The organism is Sphingobium sp. ba1, from assembly GCF_000743655.1.
Classification (GTDB): Bacteria; Pseudomonadota; Alphaproteobacteria; order Sphingomonadales; family Sphingomonadaceae; genus Sphingobium.
Genome location: NZ_JPPQ01000083.1, coordinates 183,651 through 199,145 on the forward strand (window position 1 = coordinate 183,651; position 15,495 = coordinate 199,145).

Below are 15,495 nucleotides of genomic sequence, written 5' to 3' on the forward strand. Positions count from 1 at the left end.
TGGCTACGGGGGCGCTCACGCACCTCGACACAGCATTTTCCAGAGACGGCACGCGCAAAATCTACGTGCAGGATCGCCTGCTCGCTCAAGCCAAACATCTCTGCCGATGGCTCAGCGATGGCGCTCATATCTATGTGTGCGGCGATGCTGCGCACATGGCGCCCGATGTCGATCGCGCGCTGATACGCGTTCTCGAAACGGGCATGGGCCTCGATGCCGCTTCGGCAGGAGCCTATCTTGGCATCATGCAAGCTGAGGGTCGGTACCAGCGCGATGTGTATTGAGCGGTTCTGAATGAAATCGACCTGCGTGGCTCGTCCGGCGCCCGCAGATGCGAAAATGTCCGGTCTTTAGGAGGATTTTATGTCTGTCGAATCCACAGCGAAGCTCAAGAGGATTGAGCCATTTGGCGTTGAGGTAGACCTCGATCTGCGTGACGAGAAGACCCATGATGAGGTCGCTCGGCTGTTCAAGGAATATGGCTATCTCGTCTTCCGCGAACAGGAATTGACGCAGGACCAGCAGAAGGCCGTCATGGGCAAGCTCGGGCCGGTCCTCGAAGATTTCACGACTGTCGGCTATGTCTCCAACACGCGCAAGGACGGCCTGTTGGGCGACTCGGAAGTGTCGTTCCACCTTGATTTTCTATACACGCCAGTGCCGCTCCTGGGCATTTCCCTCCACGGCATCGAGGTTCCCTATGAAGAAACCTGGACTCGCTTTGCAAGTGGGCGCCTTGCGCTCGAAGCGCTTGCCCCGGCGACCCGGGAGCGTCTGCGCGGTCTTAAGGGGCTCAATCTGTTTTCGGCCAGCGAAGAGGGCCTCACGGGCCGCCAGCGCATCGAAGGCTATCCCGAGAACGCGCCGAGGGCCGAACACTCCCTTATCCACCTCGACCCGATTACCGGTCAGGAAGTGCTTTTTGCGACGCAGCAGAACACGGCGCTGATCATTGGCCTCAGCGAGGCTGAGAGCGAGGATCTGATCGGGGAACTGCACGAGCATCTCTACGCTGATTCCAACATTTACGAGCATCGCTGGCGCAATGGCGACATCGTGATCTGGGCGAACCAGGCCTATCATCATGCACGGGGCGGACTGGTGCCGGGCAAGACGCGGACACTACAGCGGGTCTGCATTACCGAAGGCGTCGCCGAGGATTATCGCCCGCCCATCCCTGCGGATCGATTGCCCACCCACATGCGCGAATGATGCACGCATTAGCCCGGTATCGATGTTGGGAGCAACTCAGTGAACATAATGAATTGGAATGGCCGGGTTGCCCTGATCACCGGTGCCGGCAGCGGAATTGGCCGGTCGACGGCCCAGGAATTTGCGGCTTTGGGCGCGAAGGTCGCCGTCCTCGATCGGGATGACCGGGCGGGTGGCGAAACCCTGGAGGCGATCCTGGCGGCCGGCGGCGAGGCGATCTTCCTGCCGACCGACGTGACAAGTGAAGAATCGGTGGCGGCCTCGGTTGCCGAAACCGTCAGTCGCTTTGGGCGCCTGGACGCTGCGTATAATAATGCGGGCATCTCGCCTGATACAGGGGCCACGGCAGACTGCAGTCGCGAGGTCTGGGACCAGATATTCGCGGTCAACGTGACAGGCGTGTGGCTGTGCATGAAGTATGAGATTCAGGCCATGCTCAAGACCGGCGGTGGCGCGATCATGAATACGGGGTCCGTGTCTTCGTTGCGCGCGGCGCCCCAGTTGCCCGCTTATGTCGCGAGCAAACATGCTCTGATCGGTCTCACCAAGGTCACGGCGCTCGAATATGCCAAACAGAATATCCGGGTGAATATCGTCTGCCCAGGCGTCATCGAAACGCCGATGCTTGCCAAGAAAGCGGCCGAGGGCTTTTTCAGTATCGACGATTATGTCCAGTCATCCGTGCCCATGAGCAGAGCCGGGCGGCCGGATGAAATCGCTTCTGCAGTCATATGGGCCTGTTCCGAGGCCGCCTCTTACCTCACCGGCGCGACACTTTCCGTGGATGGCGGAATGGTGATCGCATAAACGATATATTTTCAATAATTTAGATTCAATGGAGAAGATGTGATGAGCGAACGTCCAGCATATTTCGATAAGTACAAGACCCTCAAGTTCGAACGGTCCGAAGACGGCGTTCTGGTCGTGACCTGGCACAGCAATGACGGCCCGGTGCTTTACGGCGCCGAACATCATTCCGAATGGGCGCCTGCGTTCACAGACATCGGAGGCGATCGTGGCAACCGGGTGGTGGTGTTTACCGGAACGGGCGATGTCTTCATCGATCGTCATGGCGAATGGGGCGTCCCTATCAAGACGCCCAGCAATTTCGACGTGCCTTCCTGGGGCGAGAAAATGATGTTCCGCCGCCTGTTCGAAATCGAAGCGCCTCTGATCTGTGCGTGCAACGGTCCCGCGCTGATCCACGGCGAATTGATGGTCCTGGGCGACATCAACCTTGCCACGACCACTTCGGTCTTCGCCGACGAGGGCCATTTCACAGCCGGCGAAGTGCCCGGCGACGGCGTCCACATCCTCTGGCAGGAACTGCTCGGCACGAACCGCGGCAAATATTTCCTGCTGACCGGCCAGCATATCGATGCGTATGAGGCCCAGCGCCTGGGCGTCGTGAACGAGGTTCTCGAACCTGCCGACCTCATGCCGCGCGCGCTCGAACTGGCGCATCAGATGGCCACCTATGACGACCTTGCCCTGCGCTACACGCGCCAGTGCTTCGTCGATCGTTGGAAGCAGTTGTTCAACGACAAGGTCGGCGTCGGCTACGGCATGGCACTACAGGCTCTGTCCCACATGGATCGCGGCTGGATGGTCTGGGACAAGAGCAACGAAGGCCAGGAAACCTACACCAAGCTGCAGCGGCTCTATCCCAAGGATCAGGCCGATGCAGGAGCGGGTCGCAAGCGCGACGCGGCCTGAGCGAGCGTTCGGGATGCCCGGGAGAAGGGGTCTGGGCATCCCGGGCATTATCGACCAGTTGCCCAGATGAAATGAGGATGACATTTTGACGCGCGAAATAGTTCAGCAGGCGTTTGAAACGATATATGTCGAGGCCCCGTTCCCCGGCGTTGCGCGGATCGTGCTCAATCGTCCCGATAGCCGCAATGCTCAGAATGCGACCATGCTGTACGAGCTCAATGCCGCGTTCAACCAGGCGGCGCGGGATGATAGCGTCAAGGTGATCATCCTGGCTGCGCAGGGGAAGCATTTCTCCTCCGGGCATGATCTGCGCGTGCCGGATTTCGTTGCCGAAATGGCGCCGTGGGACCCGGTCGGCACCTGGTGCGGGTTTGGCTGCGACGGCGCAGAAGGCCGAATGGGGATCGAAAAGGAAATGTTCCTCGGTCTATCCGAGCGCTGGCGTAACATTCCCAAGGTCACGATCGCTCAGGTCCAGGGCAAGGCAATTTCGGGCGGCTTGATGCTGATTTGGCCCTGCGACATCATCATTGCAGGCGAAGACGCCGAATTTGCCGACAATACGGCGGAGATCGGCGTGGCTGGCGCGGAGTTTTTTCATCACCCCTGGGAGCTGGGCGTGCGCAAGGCGAAGGAAATGCTTTTCACCAGCGATTACATCGATGCCCATGAAGCCCACCGCCTGGGAATGGTCAACCATGTGGTGCCGAACGAAATGTTGCAGGACTTTACTGAAGCCATGGCGCGCAAGATCGTCAAAAAACCGTCCTTCACGTTGAAGCTGCTCAAGGAAGCGGTCAATGCGGCCCAGGATGCGCAGGGTCGCGTGAACGCCATGAGCACGAGCTTCGCGCTGCATCAACTCAGCCACGCCCATAACGAACAAGTCTTCGGCCTGCCGATCGATCCTACGGGATTGCCTGCCGCCTTGAAGGACAAGGCGGCCTGGAAGGGCAAGCCTGTATCCGAATAGCCGGAACAATATTCATAGAGGATGCTGCTCAATGGCCATAATTCCGCTGGCTGAAATACCCGCGCGCGGTGCGGCGCTTCATGGCCCCGATGCCTGGGCGATCCGCCACGGTGAGGACGTGATAAGCTGGGGTGTTCTTGCAGACCGCGCCACCCGGCGTGCGCATGCGTTGCGCGACGTGGGCGTCGGGCCTGGCGACCTCGTCACATTGGCGCTCCCGAACGGTTCGGCATTCTACGAAATCATGTTTGCGCTGTGGACCATCGGCGCGACGCCGCATGTGGTCTCCTACCGTTTGCCCCTGGCCGAACTCGAAGCCATCGTAGCGGTCGCCGAACCGAAGATCGTGATCGCTTCTGACAAGTCGCTCAGGGACGCGTTCGGCGCACAACCGGGCGATTTCGGTCGCGATCATCCGAATACGACTCCGATAGTGCCAGTGATCGCCCCGCGCTGGAAGGCGATGTCCTCCGGCGGCTCCACTGGCCGGCCGAAGATCATCGTCGCTCCCGGTCCCAATACGATCGATAGCGAGCGCAAGCCTCCGTTGCGTTTCCCCGACCATGGACCCATCCTCGCGACCGGCCCGGTCTACCACAACATGCCCGTGACGACCAACATCCAGGCATTGTTCGAGGGACATCCGATCATCGGCATGACGCGATTCGACCCCGAAGAGGCGCTGCGCCTGATCCAGGAATTCGGCGTCAAGTGGACGAGCTTCGTACCGACGATGATGATGCGGATTTCGCGCATGCCGGAAGAGGTGCGCGCCAGATATGACGTGTCCACGCTGGAGACAGTTTGGCACTGGGCGGCCCCCATGCCGGCCGAACTCAAGCAGGAGTGGATCGACTGGATTGGTCCTGAAAAGATCTGGGAACTGTACGGGGGAACCGAAGGTATCGTCACGACCATATTGAACGGTGAGGAATGGCTGACACATCGCGGTTCGGTCGGCCGCGCCCATATGGACAAGATCAAGATTGTCGATGAGGCGGGCGTCGAATTGCCGCGGGGGGAGGTAGGCGAAATCTTCGCCCTTCCCGCTGGCGGCCGTGGTTCCACCTACAGCTATATCGGTGCCGATGCGCGGGTAACGGAGGACGGTTTCGAGACGCTCGGCGACTTCGGATGGATGGATGAGGACGGATATCTCTACATTGCCGATCGTCGTACCGACATGATCGTATCGGGCGGTGCGAACATTTTCCCTGCTGAAGTCGAAGGTGCGCTGATGGCGCACCCCGGCGTGGAAGGTGCAGTGGTCATCGGCTTGCCGGACCAGGATTTTGGAGCGACGACCCACGCCATCGTTCAACTGACACAGGAGGCGCAGGGCCTGGTTGATCCCGACGAACTGCTCGCATTTCTGCGAGAGCGGCTGGTGGCCTATAAACTTCCGCGCAGTTTCGAATTTGCGACCACCATGCTGCGCGATGATGCCGGCAAGGTTCGGCGCCAACAACTGCGCGAAGAGCGGATCGCGGCGCTGCGCCAGTCCATGCCCGATAGCCAGCCTGTAGCTGGCTGAGACCGATCGTTGGCGTACCGATCTGTTGCGCCCGTCCCTTCAATTGACCGGGTTTCCGGGGAGACTGACATGAACGAGCAAACAACGACCGCAGATTTTATCATCGTTGGCGGCGGCAGCGCGGGTGCAGTGCTGGCCAACAGGCTAAGCGAGGACAGTCGGTCCAAGGTGCTTTTGATTGAGGCTGGCGGCCAGGGCAGGTCGTTGATGATGCAGGTGCCTGCCGGGGTCGTCCAGCTTATCGGCAACGCCAAATATGACTGGCTCTATCCGCAGGAGCCCGATCCCACGATCGACGATCGCTCCTTCGCATGGTCTGGCGGCAAGGCGCTTGGTGGTAGCAGTTCGATCAACGGGATGGTCTATGTCAGGGGGACGCGGCGCGATTATGATCGTTGGGAAGAGGCCGGAGCCACGGGCTGGGGCTTTGCCGGCGTCTTTCCCTATTTCCTGAAATCCGAGACATGGTCAGGTGCGCCGAGCCAGGCGCATGGCTCGCATGGGCCGCTTTCGGTCGCTCCGATGCGTCCAGGATTCCATCCGCTTACCCGTAACTTCCTGAAGGCATGCAACGAGATGGGGATTCCCACTCTTGCCGAGTACCAGGATGGGCAGATGGAGGGGGTCTACCTCACTCAAGGCTCGCAGCGAGACGGCTGGCGGTGCAGCACCGAAAAAGCCTATCTGCGCCCGGCCCGATCACGCGCTAACCTTGAAATCATCGTCGATGCAGATGTCGAACATGTGGACTTCGATGGAGCGCGTGCCGTCGGGGTGACGTATCGCAAGAGCGGCAAGATACATAAGGCGACGGCGCGTCGAGAAATTATCCTGTCAGCGGGTACGATGGGTACGCCTGCTTTGTTGATGCGATCAGGAATTGGTCCCGCAGCCGTCCTTGCGGAGCACGGCATCCCGGTTCGGGTCGATGCACCCGACGTTGGCGCCAATCTCCAGGAACATCCCGGTGTCGGACAGAATAAATATGTGAACAAGCCGACGATGAACAGTCGCATGCGTCCGATCGATATCCTCGGATATCTGGCGCGTTACGCATGGAATCGTAGCGGCCCCCTCTCCGCGCCTGCGGTGCCGGCCATGGGACTTGTGAAGACGAGCGCCGATCTGGACGAACCCAATATCCAGTTCCATTTCATGCCGCTGGGTTATGACGTCGATCCGAACTCGACCTCATGGGGGGCCGAAGGCCTGCCCAAGGAACAGATCATAACCTTGTATGCGTCAGTCTGTCATCCAAAGAGCCGTGGGCGAATCTTGTTGGACGCTAATAAGCGCCCGCGCGTCGTGCATCGTCTTTTTGGTGATGAACGTGATCTCGCGACGATGATCGAAGGCTGCAAGGTGATTAACAAACTCTACCAGATGCCAGCGATGCGTACTTTGGTGACTGCGGACCGCAATCCAAATCCAATACCCTCCACTGATGAGGGATGGGCGGACTTTGTGCGCGCCAAGGCAGCGCTCGGCTATCATGCCGTAGGCACCTGCCGGATGGGCAGCGATGTCCGATCGGTCGTGGATCCCGAGTTGCGGGTCCGGGCCGTGGAAGGACTGCGCGTCGCAGACGCTTCGATCATGCCATCCCTGCCAAGCACTAATACAAATGCCACGGCCATAATGATCGGTGAGAAGGCAGCGGACCTCGTTGCCGGACGCACCGTTGCAACGGCCTTGGCGGCCTGACGCATGACTGGCCGAGATGGCGCGCCGCTCGTGCGGATGGAGCGCCTCAACGGGGTTGCGCTGGTGACCCTTTCCAGTCCGGAGACGGGCAACGCATTGGGCGTCGAGATGGCCGAGAGCCTTCTTGACAGAGTACAGGAAGCCGCAGGGGATCGAGAGACGCGTTCCGTACTGCTTACAGCGGAAGGGCGGTTCTTCTGCGTGGGTGGCGACGTGCGCGCTATCGGGCAGGCCGGCGAAAACGTTGGTTCGCTGCTGGATCGGATCACGGCACCGCTGCACGCCGCGATCAGCATATTATTGCATATGGACAAATCCCTCATCGTGGCCGTCAACGGGCCGGTCGCCGGCGGGGGCCTTGGTCTTGTCGCCGTCGGCGATATCGTCCTGGCGGCGGAGAAAGCCCATTTCTCGATGGCCTATGCTGGGATTGGATTTTCACCAGATGGTGGGTCGAGTTGGCTGCTGCCGCGGCTTATCGGATTGCGCAAGACGCAGGAGCTTGCTTTCACCAACCGCAGATTGACCGCCGCCGAGGCAGTCGCGTTGGGCTTGGTAACCCGCTCGGTGGCCGACGACGATCTTGCGCGTGACGCGCAAGATGTCGCGGAAAGCTTGGCCAAGGGCCCCGTGGGTGCCTTTGCGGCGACGCGTCGCCTTTTGCTTGCTGCCGGTGCCAATACGCCTGAAGCCCAGATGGGCATGGAGGCTTTAAGCGTGCGTATGCAGGCGGAGGGATTGGAAGGCCGTGAGGGCGTTGCCGCGTTCCTTGGTAAGCGCCCTCCAGATTTCGTGTCGATCTGATCCCACAACAACGCAAAATAATTCGTGCCAGGAAGAGGAGATTATCCGTGGAGATTGAAGGTTTGGCGGCCGTCGTCACAGGGGCAGCCTCGGGGCTGGGTGCCGCGACGGCGGCGATACTCTCCGCTGCGGGCGCCAATGTGACGATTCTGGACCGCGATCGTGCAGCCGGGGAAGCCCATGCCCAAGCTATAGGTGGGCGCTTCGTCGAGGCCGACGTGACGGACGCAGACGGTATCGAAGCTGCGCTGATCGAAGCGGAGGCATCCTTTGGCGTGGCGCGCATTCTCGTCAATTGCGCGGGCATCGCGCCAGCCATCAAGACCGTTGGCCGGGATGGGGTGGCGCACAAACTTGTCGACTTCCGACGCGCGGTCGAAATCAACCTCGTTGGGACCTTCAACGTGTTGAGCCAGTTTGCTGCAAGACTGATTCCAGCCGAGCCGGTCGGGGAAGAGCGGGGCGTCATCATCAACACGGCATCGGTTGCAGCTTATGACGGCCAGATGGGCCAGGCTGCCTATGGGGCCTCTAAGAGCGGCGTGGTCGGTCTGACACTGCCGGTTGCTCGTGACCTCGCGCGGGAAAAGATAAGGGTCATGACGATCGCGCCGGGCATTTTCATGACCCCTATGATGAAAGGGCTGCCGCAGGCTGCCCAGGATAGCCTGGGGCAACAGGTGCCGCATCCCAGTCGGCTGGGCCAGCCCGAAGAATATGCCAAGCTCGTGCAGGCAATCATTACAAATCCGATGTTGAACGGTGAAGTTATCCGCCTCGATGGCGCGATCCGCATGGGGCCGCGATGATGGATGAGGCGCTGCAAGAGAATCGAAGCAAGCCGATCCCCAACCTTTCTGGCAAAATCGCGATCATCACCGGCGCGGCCAGCGGGATAGGCCTACAGACGGCACGGGACCTTGCGGAGGCGGGCGCGACAATATTTGCTGCAGACAGGGCAATTGAGGCCTGTGCGAAGACCTGCGCGGCACTGCCCCATCGGATGTCACCGCTGGCATGCGACGTCACCAGCTTGTCGAGCATACAGGTCGCACTGGACACGGTCTGGCAGGACCACGGCAGACTGGATATCCTCATCAACTGCGCTGGCGTCTATTCCATGCAGCCGATCATGGGTATCACCGAGGCCGAATATGATCGCGTCCTTTCGATCAATCTCAAAGGCCTGTTTTTTGTCAGCCAGACTGCGGCACGATATATGATCAAGGCCGGCCGCGGCGGCGCAATCGTCAATCTCGCGTCAGCTGCAGGCCGCAGGCCTTCTATCGGTTCGCTGGCTTATTCAGCGAGCAAGGCGGGCGTGATCAGCATGACACAGGGCATGGCCCAAGAGCTGGCGATCCACAGCATACGCGTCAATGCCATCGCGCCGGGTGCGGTCGAAACACCTATGTGGGATGCGGTCAAGGTCGCCTATGGGCAAGACCAGGCCGCAGACGCGCCGACCGTGGAGGCGTCGCTTCTTGCCGTGACCCCGCTTGGGCGCTTGTGTCGCCCGGAGGATTGCGCCGACGCAATCCTCTACCTCTGCACTGATCAGAGCGCGTTCATCACGGGCCAGACGCTCAACGTCGATGGCGGCATGTACTTCAACTGATCGCCGACCAGCACGGCGTCATTGGGAAAGGATAGAAGATGTCACAACTCCAGGGACGCCGCGCATTGGTTACAGGTGCGGCTGATGGGATCGGCCTGGCCATCGCGGAGATATTCGCACGAGAAGGCGCCCAGGTTCTGGCTGTCGATCTTTCGGCCGACAAGCTGACCAGCGCATTTCGCGGCCATGCTGCCATCACGCCGATCGTGCAGGATATTGCGTCGGATGATGCCGCGCAAATCCTGGTGGCCAAGGCGCAGGACGTGCTGGGCGGACTTGACATCCTCGTCAATAACGCCGGAATTCCGGGTGATCTGGCGATGCTGCATGAAACGACGGATGCCAACTGGAGCCGCGTATTTGCTGTGAATGTCGATGCGGTCTTTCGTCTGACCCGCGCCTGCGTGCCCCTGCTGCGATCAAGCCGATATGGCCGCATCATCACCACGGCCTCGGTCTGCGCCGAATATGGTCTGCGCCTCCAGGGCGCCTATGTGGCTTCCAAACACGCAGTGTCGGGATTGATGAAGGGATTTGCGATCGAGCTCGGGCCGGACGGCATCACGGCAAACTGCATAAATCCAGCGAATACGGTGACCGGTATCACACGCGACTGGTTTTCCCCGGCGCAATCAGCCGAGGGCCAGGCCTATCTGGACATCGCGTCGGTGCTGGGTCGCTATAGCCAGCCCGAGGATCTCGCCGCGGCTGCTCTCTATCTGGCTTCGGATGGCGGCGGCTATGTCACGGGCCAGTCGATTACCGTCGATGGCGGCATGACGTGCCGGCTGCCGTCCTTGTCCCATGCCACACGCTACGAGGGAGACGCTTGACCCCCTCCACCGAAGCGAACCCTAGTCCACGACGAAAGCAGCCTCGGTCTTGGATCTGATTTCATCGAGGGAGACGCCCGGCGCCAGTTCCGTCAGCCGGAAAGACGATGATCCGCGCGTCTGGCGCTCGAATACAGCCAGATCGGTTATGATCATGTCGACCACGTCCGCGCCGGTTAGCGGGAGGCTGCATACCGTGCGGAACTTGGGCTCGCCGCCTTTCGAAACATGGTCCATCAGGACGATGATGCGCGCCACCCCGGCGACAAGATCCATTGCCCCGCCCATGCCTTTGACCATCTTCCCAGGGATCGTCCAATTCGCGAGATCGCCATTCTGCGCGACCTCCAGAGCGCCCAGGATCGACAAATCGACATGGCCGCCGCGGATCATTGCGAAGCTCTCGGCCGAATTGACGAACGATGCGCCGGGGAGGGCGGTGACCGTTTGCTTGCCCGCATTGATCAGGTCGGCATCGACCTCACTTTCGAGTGGGAATGGTCCGACTCCGAGCATGCCGTTCTCGGACTGAAACGTCACCTCGATCCCTTCCGCGAGGTAGTTGGGCACCAGGGTAGGCACACCGATACCCAGATTGACATAGTCGCCATCGGTCAGTTCGCGCGCCGCGCGGGCAGCGATATCGTTGCGACTCCAGGCCATCAAACGCTCTCCGTCCGGATCGTGCGTTGCTCGATCGGTTTTACGTAATCGGTTCCCACCAGGATCCGGTCGACATAGATGCCAGGCGTATGCACATGGTCCGGGTCGATCTCTCCGGCCGGCACCAGTTCTTCCACCTCGACCAGCGTGATCTTGGCGGCGGTCGCGGCGATCGGATTGAAATTGCGGGCGGTTTTCCGAAAGATCAGATTTCCCTTGGTATCCGCTTTCCAGGCCTTGACCAGCGCCAGGTCCGCAAACAGCCCCATTTCCATGATGTATCGCTCGCCGTTGAAAACCCGCTCCTCCTTGCCTTCCGCGACAAGCGTGCCCACGCCCGTTTTGGTGAAGAAGGCGGGTATCCCGGCACCTCCGGCTCGTATGCGTTCAGCCAGCGTACCCTGGGGATTGAATTCCAATTCGAGTTCGCCGGCAAGATATTGGCGGGCGAATTCCTTGTTCTCGCCAACGTAGGAACTAATCATTTTTTTGATTTGCCGGGTTTGGAGAAGAAGGCCGAGCCCGAAATCATCGACACCGGCATTGTTAGAGATAACCGTCAGGTCGCGCACGCCTGAATCGCGCGTGCCAAGGATCAGCTTTTCCGGGATGCCGCAAAGGCCAAATCCACCAGCGACGATGGTCATTCCATCAAAAAGAAGGCCGTCTAAGACCGCCTCCGCGCTTTCAACGATCTTCGGCAATATCCTGTCCTTGCAATCGGGAACAGTCTGTCGGCCGGTGGCATGCTTGCCCGGCCGGTCCCCGCGTCCCCGTCATTTGCCTATGCCGATACCGCGCGCGATGCAGTCCCTCTCAGGCGGGACGGCGGCATCGCCGGACGCGGTCCCCCGCCGGGGGGATAGAGGCGTTCCGGGTAAAGCGTATAGCCGTGCAAGAACATAGGACGAGGAAGGCTGCACATGACCTTGGAAACCCCCGAACGCATCCAGTCGATGTGGGAAGCCGCGAGCACGCAGATGCGTGAGCGCCGGCATCCGGATGACTTTCCGGCGCTGCCCGATATTCCTGCGGCCCGCTACACCAGCGATGCCTTTTACGAGTTGGAAAAGAAGCATCTTTGGTCCAGGACATGGCTGTTCGTTGGCCTGGCGCATGAGTTCGAAGAGCCGGGAAGCTATCGTACCTATACGCTGAACGACGCCCCGGTCGTGGTCATGCGCGGTCGCGACGGAGAGATTCGCGCATTTCACAATGTCTGCCAGCATCGTGGATCGTTGCTGATGAAAGATGAGGGCGGCGTTGCCCGGAACATGCGCTGCCTCTATCACTGCTGGACCTACGATCTAGAAGGCAAGTTGATCTTCGTTCCCGACGAGCATTATTTTTCGGGGCTGGACAAGGCGGAACGCGGCCTCAAGCCGATCCGCTGCGAACAGTTCGGAAGCCTCATATTCGTGAATTTTGACGAGCAGGCAGCGCCGCTTGTCGATTATCTCACTGATATCCCCGCGCTTTGGTCGGACATTCCGCTGGACGACCTTCGGCTGTTCGATCGCTTCAGTTTCGAGGTGGATTGCAACTGGAAATGTCTCCAGGACAATTTCGCGGAGAATTATCACGCAAAATATGTGCATGAGAACACCATCGACAAGGTGATCGATTCAAAGACGTCGGCACTGCAGATGCTCCGGGGTGGACATAACGCCATCGTCATCAAATCGCGTGGGACTTTGACCAGCGGGATGGGCGCCGCCTTCTTCAAATCGGAAGAGGATTCGGCGGAAGATCAGGCCAGCAAGCTCGCGGAGATATCGCGCAGTGGACAGCGGAGCTATAACATCTTCCCCAACGGCACATTTCCCATTGCCGAATATCTTTTTCCGATCGTGATGGTCTGGCCGATCGATGCCGGACGCTGCAAAGTCGAAGTATCATTCGTCAAAACAGGGGATGGACCGGCCAACGAGAAGTTGGACGCGGATACTCTGACTTTCTTCAAGAGCTTCATTGGCGAAGATCTCGATGCCCTTGCCGGTATGCACAAGGCGCTGGCGCATGGCGGGATCGATTCGATACCGCTCTGCTGGTCGGAACAGTTTATCTATAACCACGAGCAGCACATCGACGTGGTGATGGGCCGCGAAAACGTGCCGCAGGAACTGGCGGTCGTCGCCGTCGATCTGCCCTACGCCCACGCATAGGGAATCTGGCCTGGTCCTCCCTGTGGTGGGAGGATCAGGCCAATGGCTTTGGTCTAGCGGTCGGTCTACGGACAGCTTGTTCTGGTGGGGATCACCTGTGTCTGACGCCATAAAGGCCGAACGTCTGCACAGGACAGCCAGATATCCCTATTTGGTGCTGTTCCTGCTGGGCATCATCTACATGCTCAACTATCTCGACAGACAGATTATCGCGATCCTGGCCCAGTCGATAAAGCAGGACCTCCAACTCTCGGACACGCAGCTTGGGCTCCTGTCAGGCTTTGCCTTCGCCCTGGTCTATACGTTGCTCGGAATACCTATTGCGTGGCTGGCCGACCGAACGTCGCGCGTTCGTATCGTGGCAATCGCCTGTGCTGTGTGGAGCTTTTTCTCGATGCTTTGCGGCGCCGCCTCCGGTTTCGCGTCGCTGGCGTTGGCCCGGACAGGCGTCGGCGCCGGAGAGGCAGGTGGTGTGCCGCCCTCTCATTCGCTGATCGCCGACTATTTTCCTCCCGAGAAGAGAGGAGCGGCAATTGCGCTTCATTCTCTGGGACTTCCGATCGGTGCTACCATCGGCATTGCGTTTGGTGGGGCCGTCGCGGCGCATTATGGCTGGCGCACCGCCTTTGTCGCCGTCGGAGCACCCGGCTTTCTGGCGGCGCTTGCGCTGTGGCTTGTCGTGCGGGAACCCCAACGGGGCGGGACGGATCCAGGCGCTTCCGACATGTTGGAGGGCGCTTCCCTTTTGGCAAGTTTCAGAACATTCCAACGCAGTCGAACGCTTTTGCTGCTGCTCGTCGCCGCGGCTGCATACAGTTTTGTTTTCACCGGCTTTGCAAGCTGGGCACCGGCAATGCTGATGCGGACAAAAGGCATGAGCATGTCCGATATCGCTGCCTATTACAGCATTGTCAGCGGTAGCGCGATGACCTTGGGCATGCTGGCGAGCGGCTATCTGACCGGCCGTCTTGGGCATAATCAGCGGGCCTATCTGACTGTGCCATCATGGGCGATGATTTGCGGGCTGCCATTTTACGTGATCGGGATGCTGTCGACATCGTGGCAGGTCGCACTTGCATGCCTGGCTGTGCCGATGACGACGAACATGATGTACCTCGCCCCGGCGACGGCGATCGTGCAGAACAGCGTTCCGGCCAATCAGCGCAGTACGGCTGCGGCCATCCTGCTATTTGTCCTGAACATCTTTGGAACCGGGCTTGGGCCTCTATATGTTGGCGTGCTTAGCGACTGGCTGGAGCCCAGTTTGGGAACGCGAGCCCTCAGGATGGCGATGTTGGGGCTCGTGCCGTTCTTCCCCATCGCTGCGATTTCGCTCTACTTCGTCGGCAGGTCGATACCGGCGCGCGGCTCGGAAATTAAGCCGTGACCGCGATTGCCGGAATTCGAGATCAGCGGTCCGCCAGGAGCTGGCTAACTCAACTAATAGGAACGAGCATGCCAAAATTGATCGTGGTGAACCGGGCCGATGAAGAGCGGGTCGTAGATGCTCAGAACGGCCTTTCTCTCATGGAAGCCATCCGCCACGAGGGCATCGACGAGTTGCTGGCTCTGTGTGGTGGCTGCTGTTCCTGCGCAACGTGCCACGTTTATGTGGATGGCGAGATCGCTGGTGCGTTATCGCCTATGTCAGAGGACGAGAATGATCTGCTGGATAGCAGTGAACACAGAACGGCAGCCAGTCGACTTTCCTGTCAGATCGTCCTCGGCGAAGGAGCCGAAGGGCTCAAGGTCACGATCGCACCAGAAGATTGAGACTGGCCGATCGGCGCTAATAACTTCAGCTTAATCATGACCTGCCATCCTAATAACACATCAAGAGGAGTAAGGCCCTGTTCTCGTTTCGAATCGACAATGAAAGGGGAATGTTGCTGCTTGGCGTTGAGGGCTTGCTGTCACTTAATGACGCGCTGCAGATCAATGACCGCATGCATGCTGCGATTGAGGAAGCGAGGAAACGGTTTGGGCTTGCCAGAATCTTAGCTGACGCGCGCGCAGCGCTGGTCCAACCTGCAGATGTGACCGCGGCGCTGGCTTCGCCAAGTACATATCTTTATGGAAAAGCTGAACGATACGCAATCGTGGTTTCATCCAGTCTATTGAAGTTTCAAGTCAATCGCGTGATTGATGATAGTCGCGCTAGAGCCTTCTTTCGATTGAATCAGCCGAATCATGGATTTGGGAATAGTCCGGTTGAACGGTTTACGGACTGCGCTCTAAGTCAGGATTCCCATTAGCCTGTCTGTGCCCGCTAA

The 15,495-nt window shown here is 59.5% G+C and carries 16 protein-coding genes and 1 pseudogene; 15 read left to right on the top strand and 2 right to left on the bottom strand.

Going from position 1 to position 15,495, the window contains the following annotated elements; genetic code table 11:
* The 11 genes and pseudogenes from cysJ to IL54_RS20225 all read left to right on the top strand — a co-directional run.
* Window positions 1–284: pseudogene (gene cysJ / locus IL54_RS20175) on the top strand (NADPH-dependent assimilatory sulfite reductase flavoprotein subunit); the annotation flags it as partial.
* Window positions 285–363: 79 nt separating this feature from the next.
* A complete protein-coding gene (locus tag IL54_RS20180) occupies window positions 364–1,212 on the top strand; it encodes a TauD/TfdA dioxygenase family protein (RefSeq protein ID WP_037479931.1) in 849 nt (282 codons plus the stop codon).
* 48 nt (window positions 1,213–1,260) lie between these two features.
* On the top strand, window positions 1,261–2,019 hold the full coding sequence (locus tag IL54_RS20185; RefSeq protein WP_037479933.1) for a glucose 1-dehydrogenase: 759 nt from the start codon (window positions 1,261–1,263) through the stop codon (window positions 2,017–2,019).
* Between the two features lie 42 nt (window positions 2,020–2,061).
* Window positions 2,062–2,928, top strand: a complete 867-nt coding sequence (locus tag IL54_RS20190; protein ID WP_037479936.1) for an enoyl-CoA hydratase/isomerase family protein — start codon at window positions 2,062–2,064, stop codon at window positions 2,926–2,928.
* An 85-nt stretch (window positions 2,929–3,013) separates the two neighbouring features.
* Complete coding sequence (locus IL54_RS20195) at window positions 3,014–3,901, top strand: enoyl-CoA hydratase (protein WP_081913142.1); 888 nt, start codon at window positions 3,014–3,016, stop codon at window positions 3,899–3,901.
* A gap of 31 nt (window positions 3,902–3,932) precedes the next feature.
* The gene (locus tag IL54_RS20200) at window positions 3,933–5,435 is read left to right on the top strand and encodes an AMP-binding protein (RefSeq protein ID WP_037479939.1); all 1,503 of its coding nucleotides are present in this window, start codon (window positions 3,933–3,935) and stop codon (window positions 5,433–5,435) included.
* Window positions 5,436–5,504: 69 nt separating this feature from the next.
* Entirely contained in the window at window positions 5,505–7,139 is a 1,635-nt protein-coding gene (locus tag IL54_RS20205; RefSeq protein WP_037479941.1) for a GMC family oxidoreductase, read from the top strand.
* A 3-nt stretch (window positions 7,140–7,142) separates the two neighbouring features.
* The gene (locus tag IL54_RS20210; protein WP_037479944.1) at window positions 7,143–7,943 is read left to right on the top strand and encodes an enoyl-CoA hydratase/isomerase family protein; all 801 of its coding nucleotides are present in this window, start codon (window positions 7,143–7,145) and stop codon (window positions 7,941–7,943) included.
* Window positions 7,944–7,990: 47 nt separating this feature from the next.
* The gene (locus IL54_RS20215; protein WP_037479946.1) at window positions 7,991–8,752 is read left to right on the top strand and encodes an SDR family NAD(P)-dependent oxidoreductase; all 762 of its coding nucleotides are present in this window, start codon (window positions 7,991–7,993) and stop codon (window positions 8,750–8,752) included.
* Window positions 8,749–9,561 carry an SDR family NAD(P)-dependent oxidoreductase gene (locus IL54_RS20220; RefSeq protein ID WP_081913145.1) on the top strand — a complete coding sequence of 271 codons (813 nt, stop codon included), beginning with the start codon at window positions 8,749–8,751 and terminating at the stop codon, window positions 9,559–9,561. The genes IL54_RS20215 and IL54_RS20220 overlap by 4 nt, the downstream gene beginning before the upstream one ends.
* Window positions 9,562–9,599: 38 nt before the next feature.
* Window positions 9,600–10,394: an SDR family NAD(P)-dependent oxidoreductase gene (locus tag IL54_RS20225; RefSeq protein WP_052027817.1), complete on the top strand. Its 795-nt coding sequence runs from the start codon at window positions 9,600–9,602 to the stop codon at window positions 10,392–10,394.
* A gap of 21 nt (window positions 10,395–10,415) precedes the next feature.
* Here IL54_RS20225 and IL54_RS20230 read toward each other — a convergent pair whose 3' ends face one another.
* The gene (locus tag IL54_RS20230; RefSeq protein ID WP_037479949.1) at window positions 10,416–11,057 is read right to left on the bottom strand and encodes a 3-oxoacid CoA-transferase subunit B; all 642 of its coding nucleotides are present in this window, start codon (window positions 11,055–11,057) and stop codon (window positions 10,416–10,418) included.
* Window positions 11,057–11,752 carry a CoA transferase subunit A gene (locus tag IL54_RS20235; RefSeq protein WP_443211568.1) on the bottom strand — a complete coding sequence of 232 codons (696 nt, stop codon included), beginning with the start codon at window positions 11,750–11,752 and terminating at the stop codon, window positions 11,057–11,059. The genes IL54_RS20230 and IL54_RS20235 overlap by 1 nt, the downstream gene beginning before the upstream one ends.
* A 228-nt stretch (window positions 11,753–11,980) precedes the next feature.
* On the opposite strand from IL54_RS20235, the gene IL54_RS22385 reads away from it, so the two are divergent.
* The 4 genes from IL54_RS22385 (at window position 11,981) to IL54_RS24425 (ending at window position 15,477) form a co-directional block, all read left to right on the top strand.
* The gene (locus IL54_RS22385; RefSeq protein WP_052027818.1) at window positions 11,981–13,222 is read left to right on the top strand and encodes an aromatic ring-hydroxylating oxygenase subunit alpha; all 1,242 of its coding nucleotides are present in this window, start codon (window positions 11,981–11,983) and stop codon (window positions 13,220–13,222) included.
* Between the two features lie 97 nt (window positions 13,223–13,319).
* Window positions 13,320–14,609, top strand: coding sequence for a spinster family MFS transporter (locus IL54_RS20245; protein ID WP_052027819.1), 1,290 nt, complete (start codon window positions 13,320–13,322; stop codon window positions 14,607–14,609).
* 68 nt (window positions 14,610–14,677) lie between these two features.
* Entirely contained in the window at window positions 14,678–14,995 is a 318-nt protein-coding gene (locus tag IL54_RS20250) for a 2Fe-2S iron-sulfur cluster-binding protein (protein WP_037480605.1), read from the top strand.
* A 110-nt stretch (window positions 14,996–15,105) separates the two neighbouring features.
* Window positions 15,106–15,477: a hypothetical protein gene (locus tag IL54_RS24425; protein ID WP_156106328.1), complete on the top strand. Its 372-nt coding sequence runs from the start codon at window positions 15,106–15,108 to the stop codon at window positions 15,475–15,477.
* The last annotated feature ends 18 nt before the right edge of the window (window positions 15,478–15,495 follow it).

Coding starts and splice junctions, on each gene's coding strand:
- IL54_RS20180 (WP_037479931.1), top strand. CDS start 364: ATGTCTGTCGAATCCACAGCGAAGCTCAAGAGGATTGAGCCATTTGGC.
- IL54_RS20185 (WP_037479933.1), top strand. CDS start 1,261: ATGAATTGGAATGGCCGGGTTGCCCTGATCACCGGTGCCGGCAGCGGA.
- IL54_RS20190 (WP_037479936.1), top strand. CDS start 2,062: ATGAGCGAACGTCCAGCATATTTCGATAAGTACAAGACCCTCAAGTTC.
- IL54_RS20200 (WP_037479939.1), top strand. CDS start 3,933: ATGGCCATAATTCCGCTGGCTGAAATACCCGCGCGCGGTGCGGCGCTT.
- IL54_RS20205 (WP_037479941.1), top strand. CDS start 5,505: ATGAACGAGCAAACAACGACCGCAGATTTTATCATCGTTGGCGGCGGC.
- IL54_RS20210 (WP_037479944.1), top strand. CDS start 7,143: ATGACTGGCCGAGATGGCGCGCCGCTCGTGCGGATGGAGCGCCTCAAC.
- IL54_RS20220 (WP_081913145.1), top strand. CDS start 8,749: ATGATGGATGAGGCGCTGCAAGAGAATCGAAGCAAGCCGATCCCCAAC.
- IL54_RS20225 (WP_052027817.1), top strand. CDS start 9,600: ATGTCACAACTCCAGGGACGCCGCGCATTGGTTACAGGTGCGGCTGAT.
- IL54_RS20230 (WP_037479949.1), bottom strand. CDS start 11,057: ATGGCCTGGAGTCGCAACGATATCGCTGCCCGCGCGGCGCGCGAACTG.
- IL54_RS22385 (WP_052027818.1), top strand. CDS start 11,981: ATGACCTTGGAAACCCCCGAACGCATCCAGTCGATGTGGGAAGCCGCG.
- IL54_RS20250 (WP_037480605.1), top strand. CDS start 14,678: ATGCCAAAATTGATCGTGGTGAACCGGGCCGATGAAGAGCGGGTCGTA.
- IL54_RS24425 (WP_156106328.1), top strand. CDS start 15,106: ATGTTGCTGCTTGGCGTTGAGGGCTTGCTGTCACTTAATGACGCGCTG.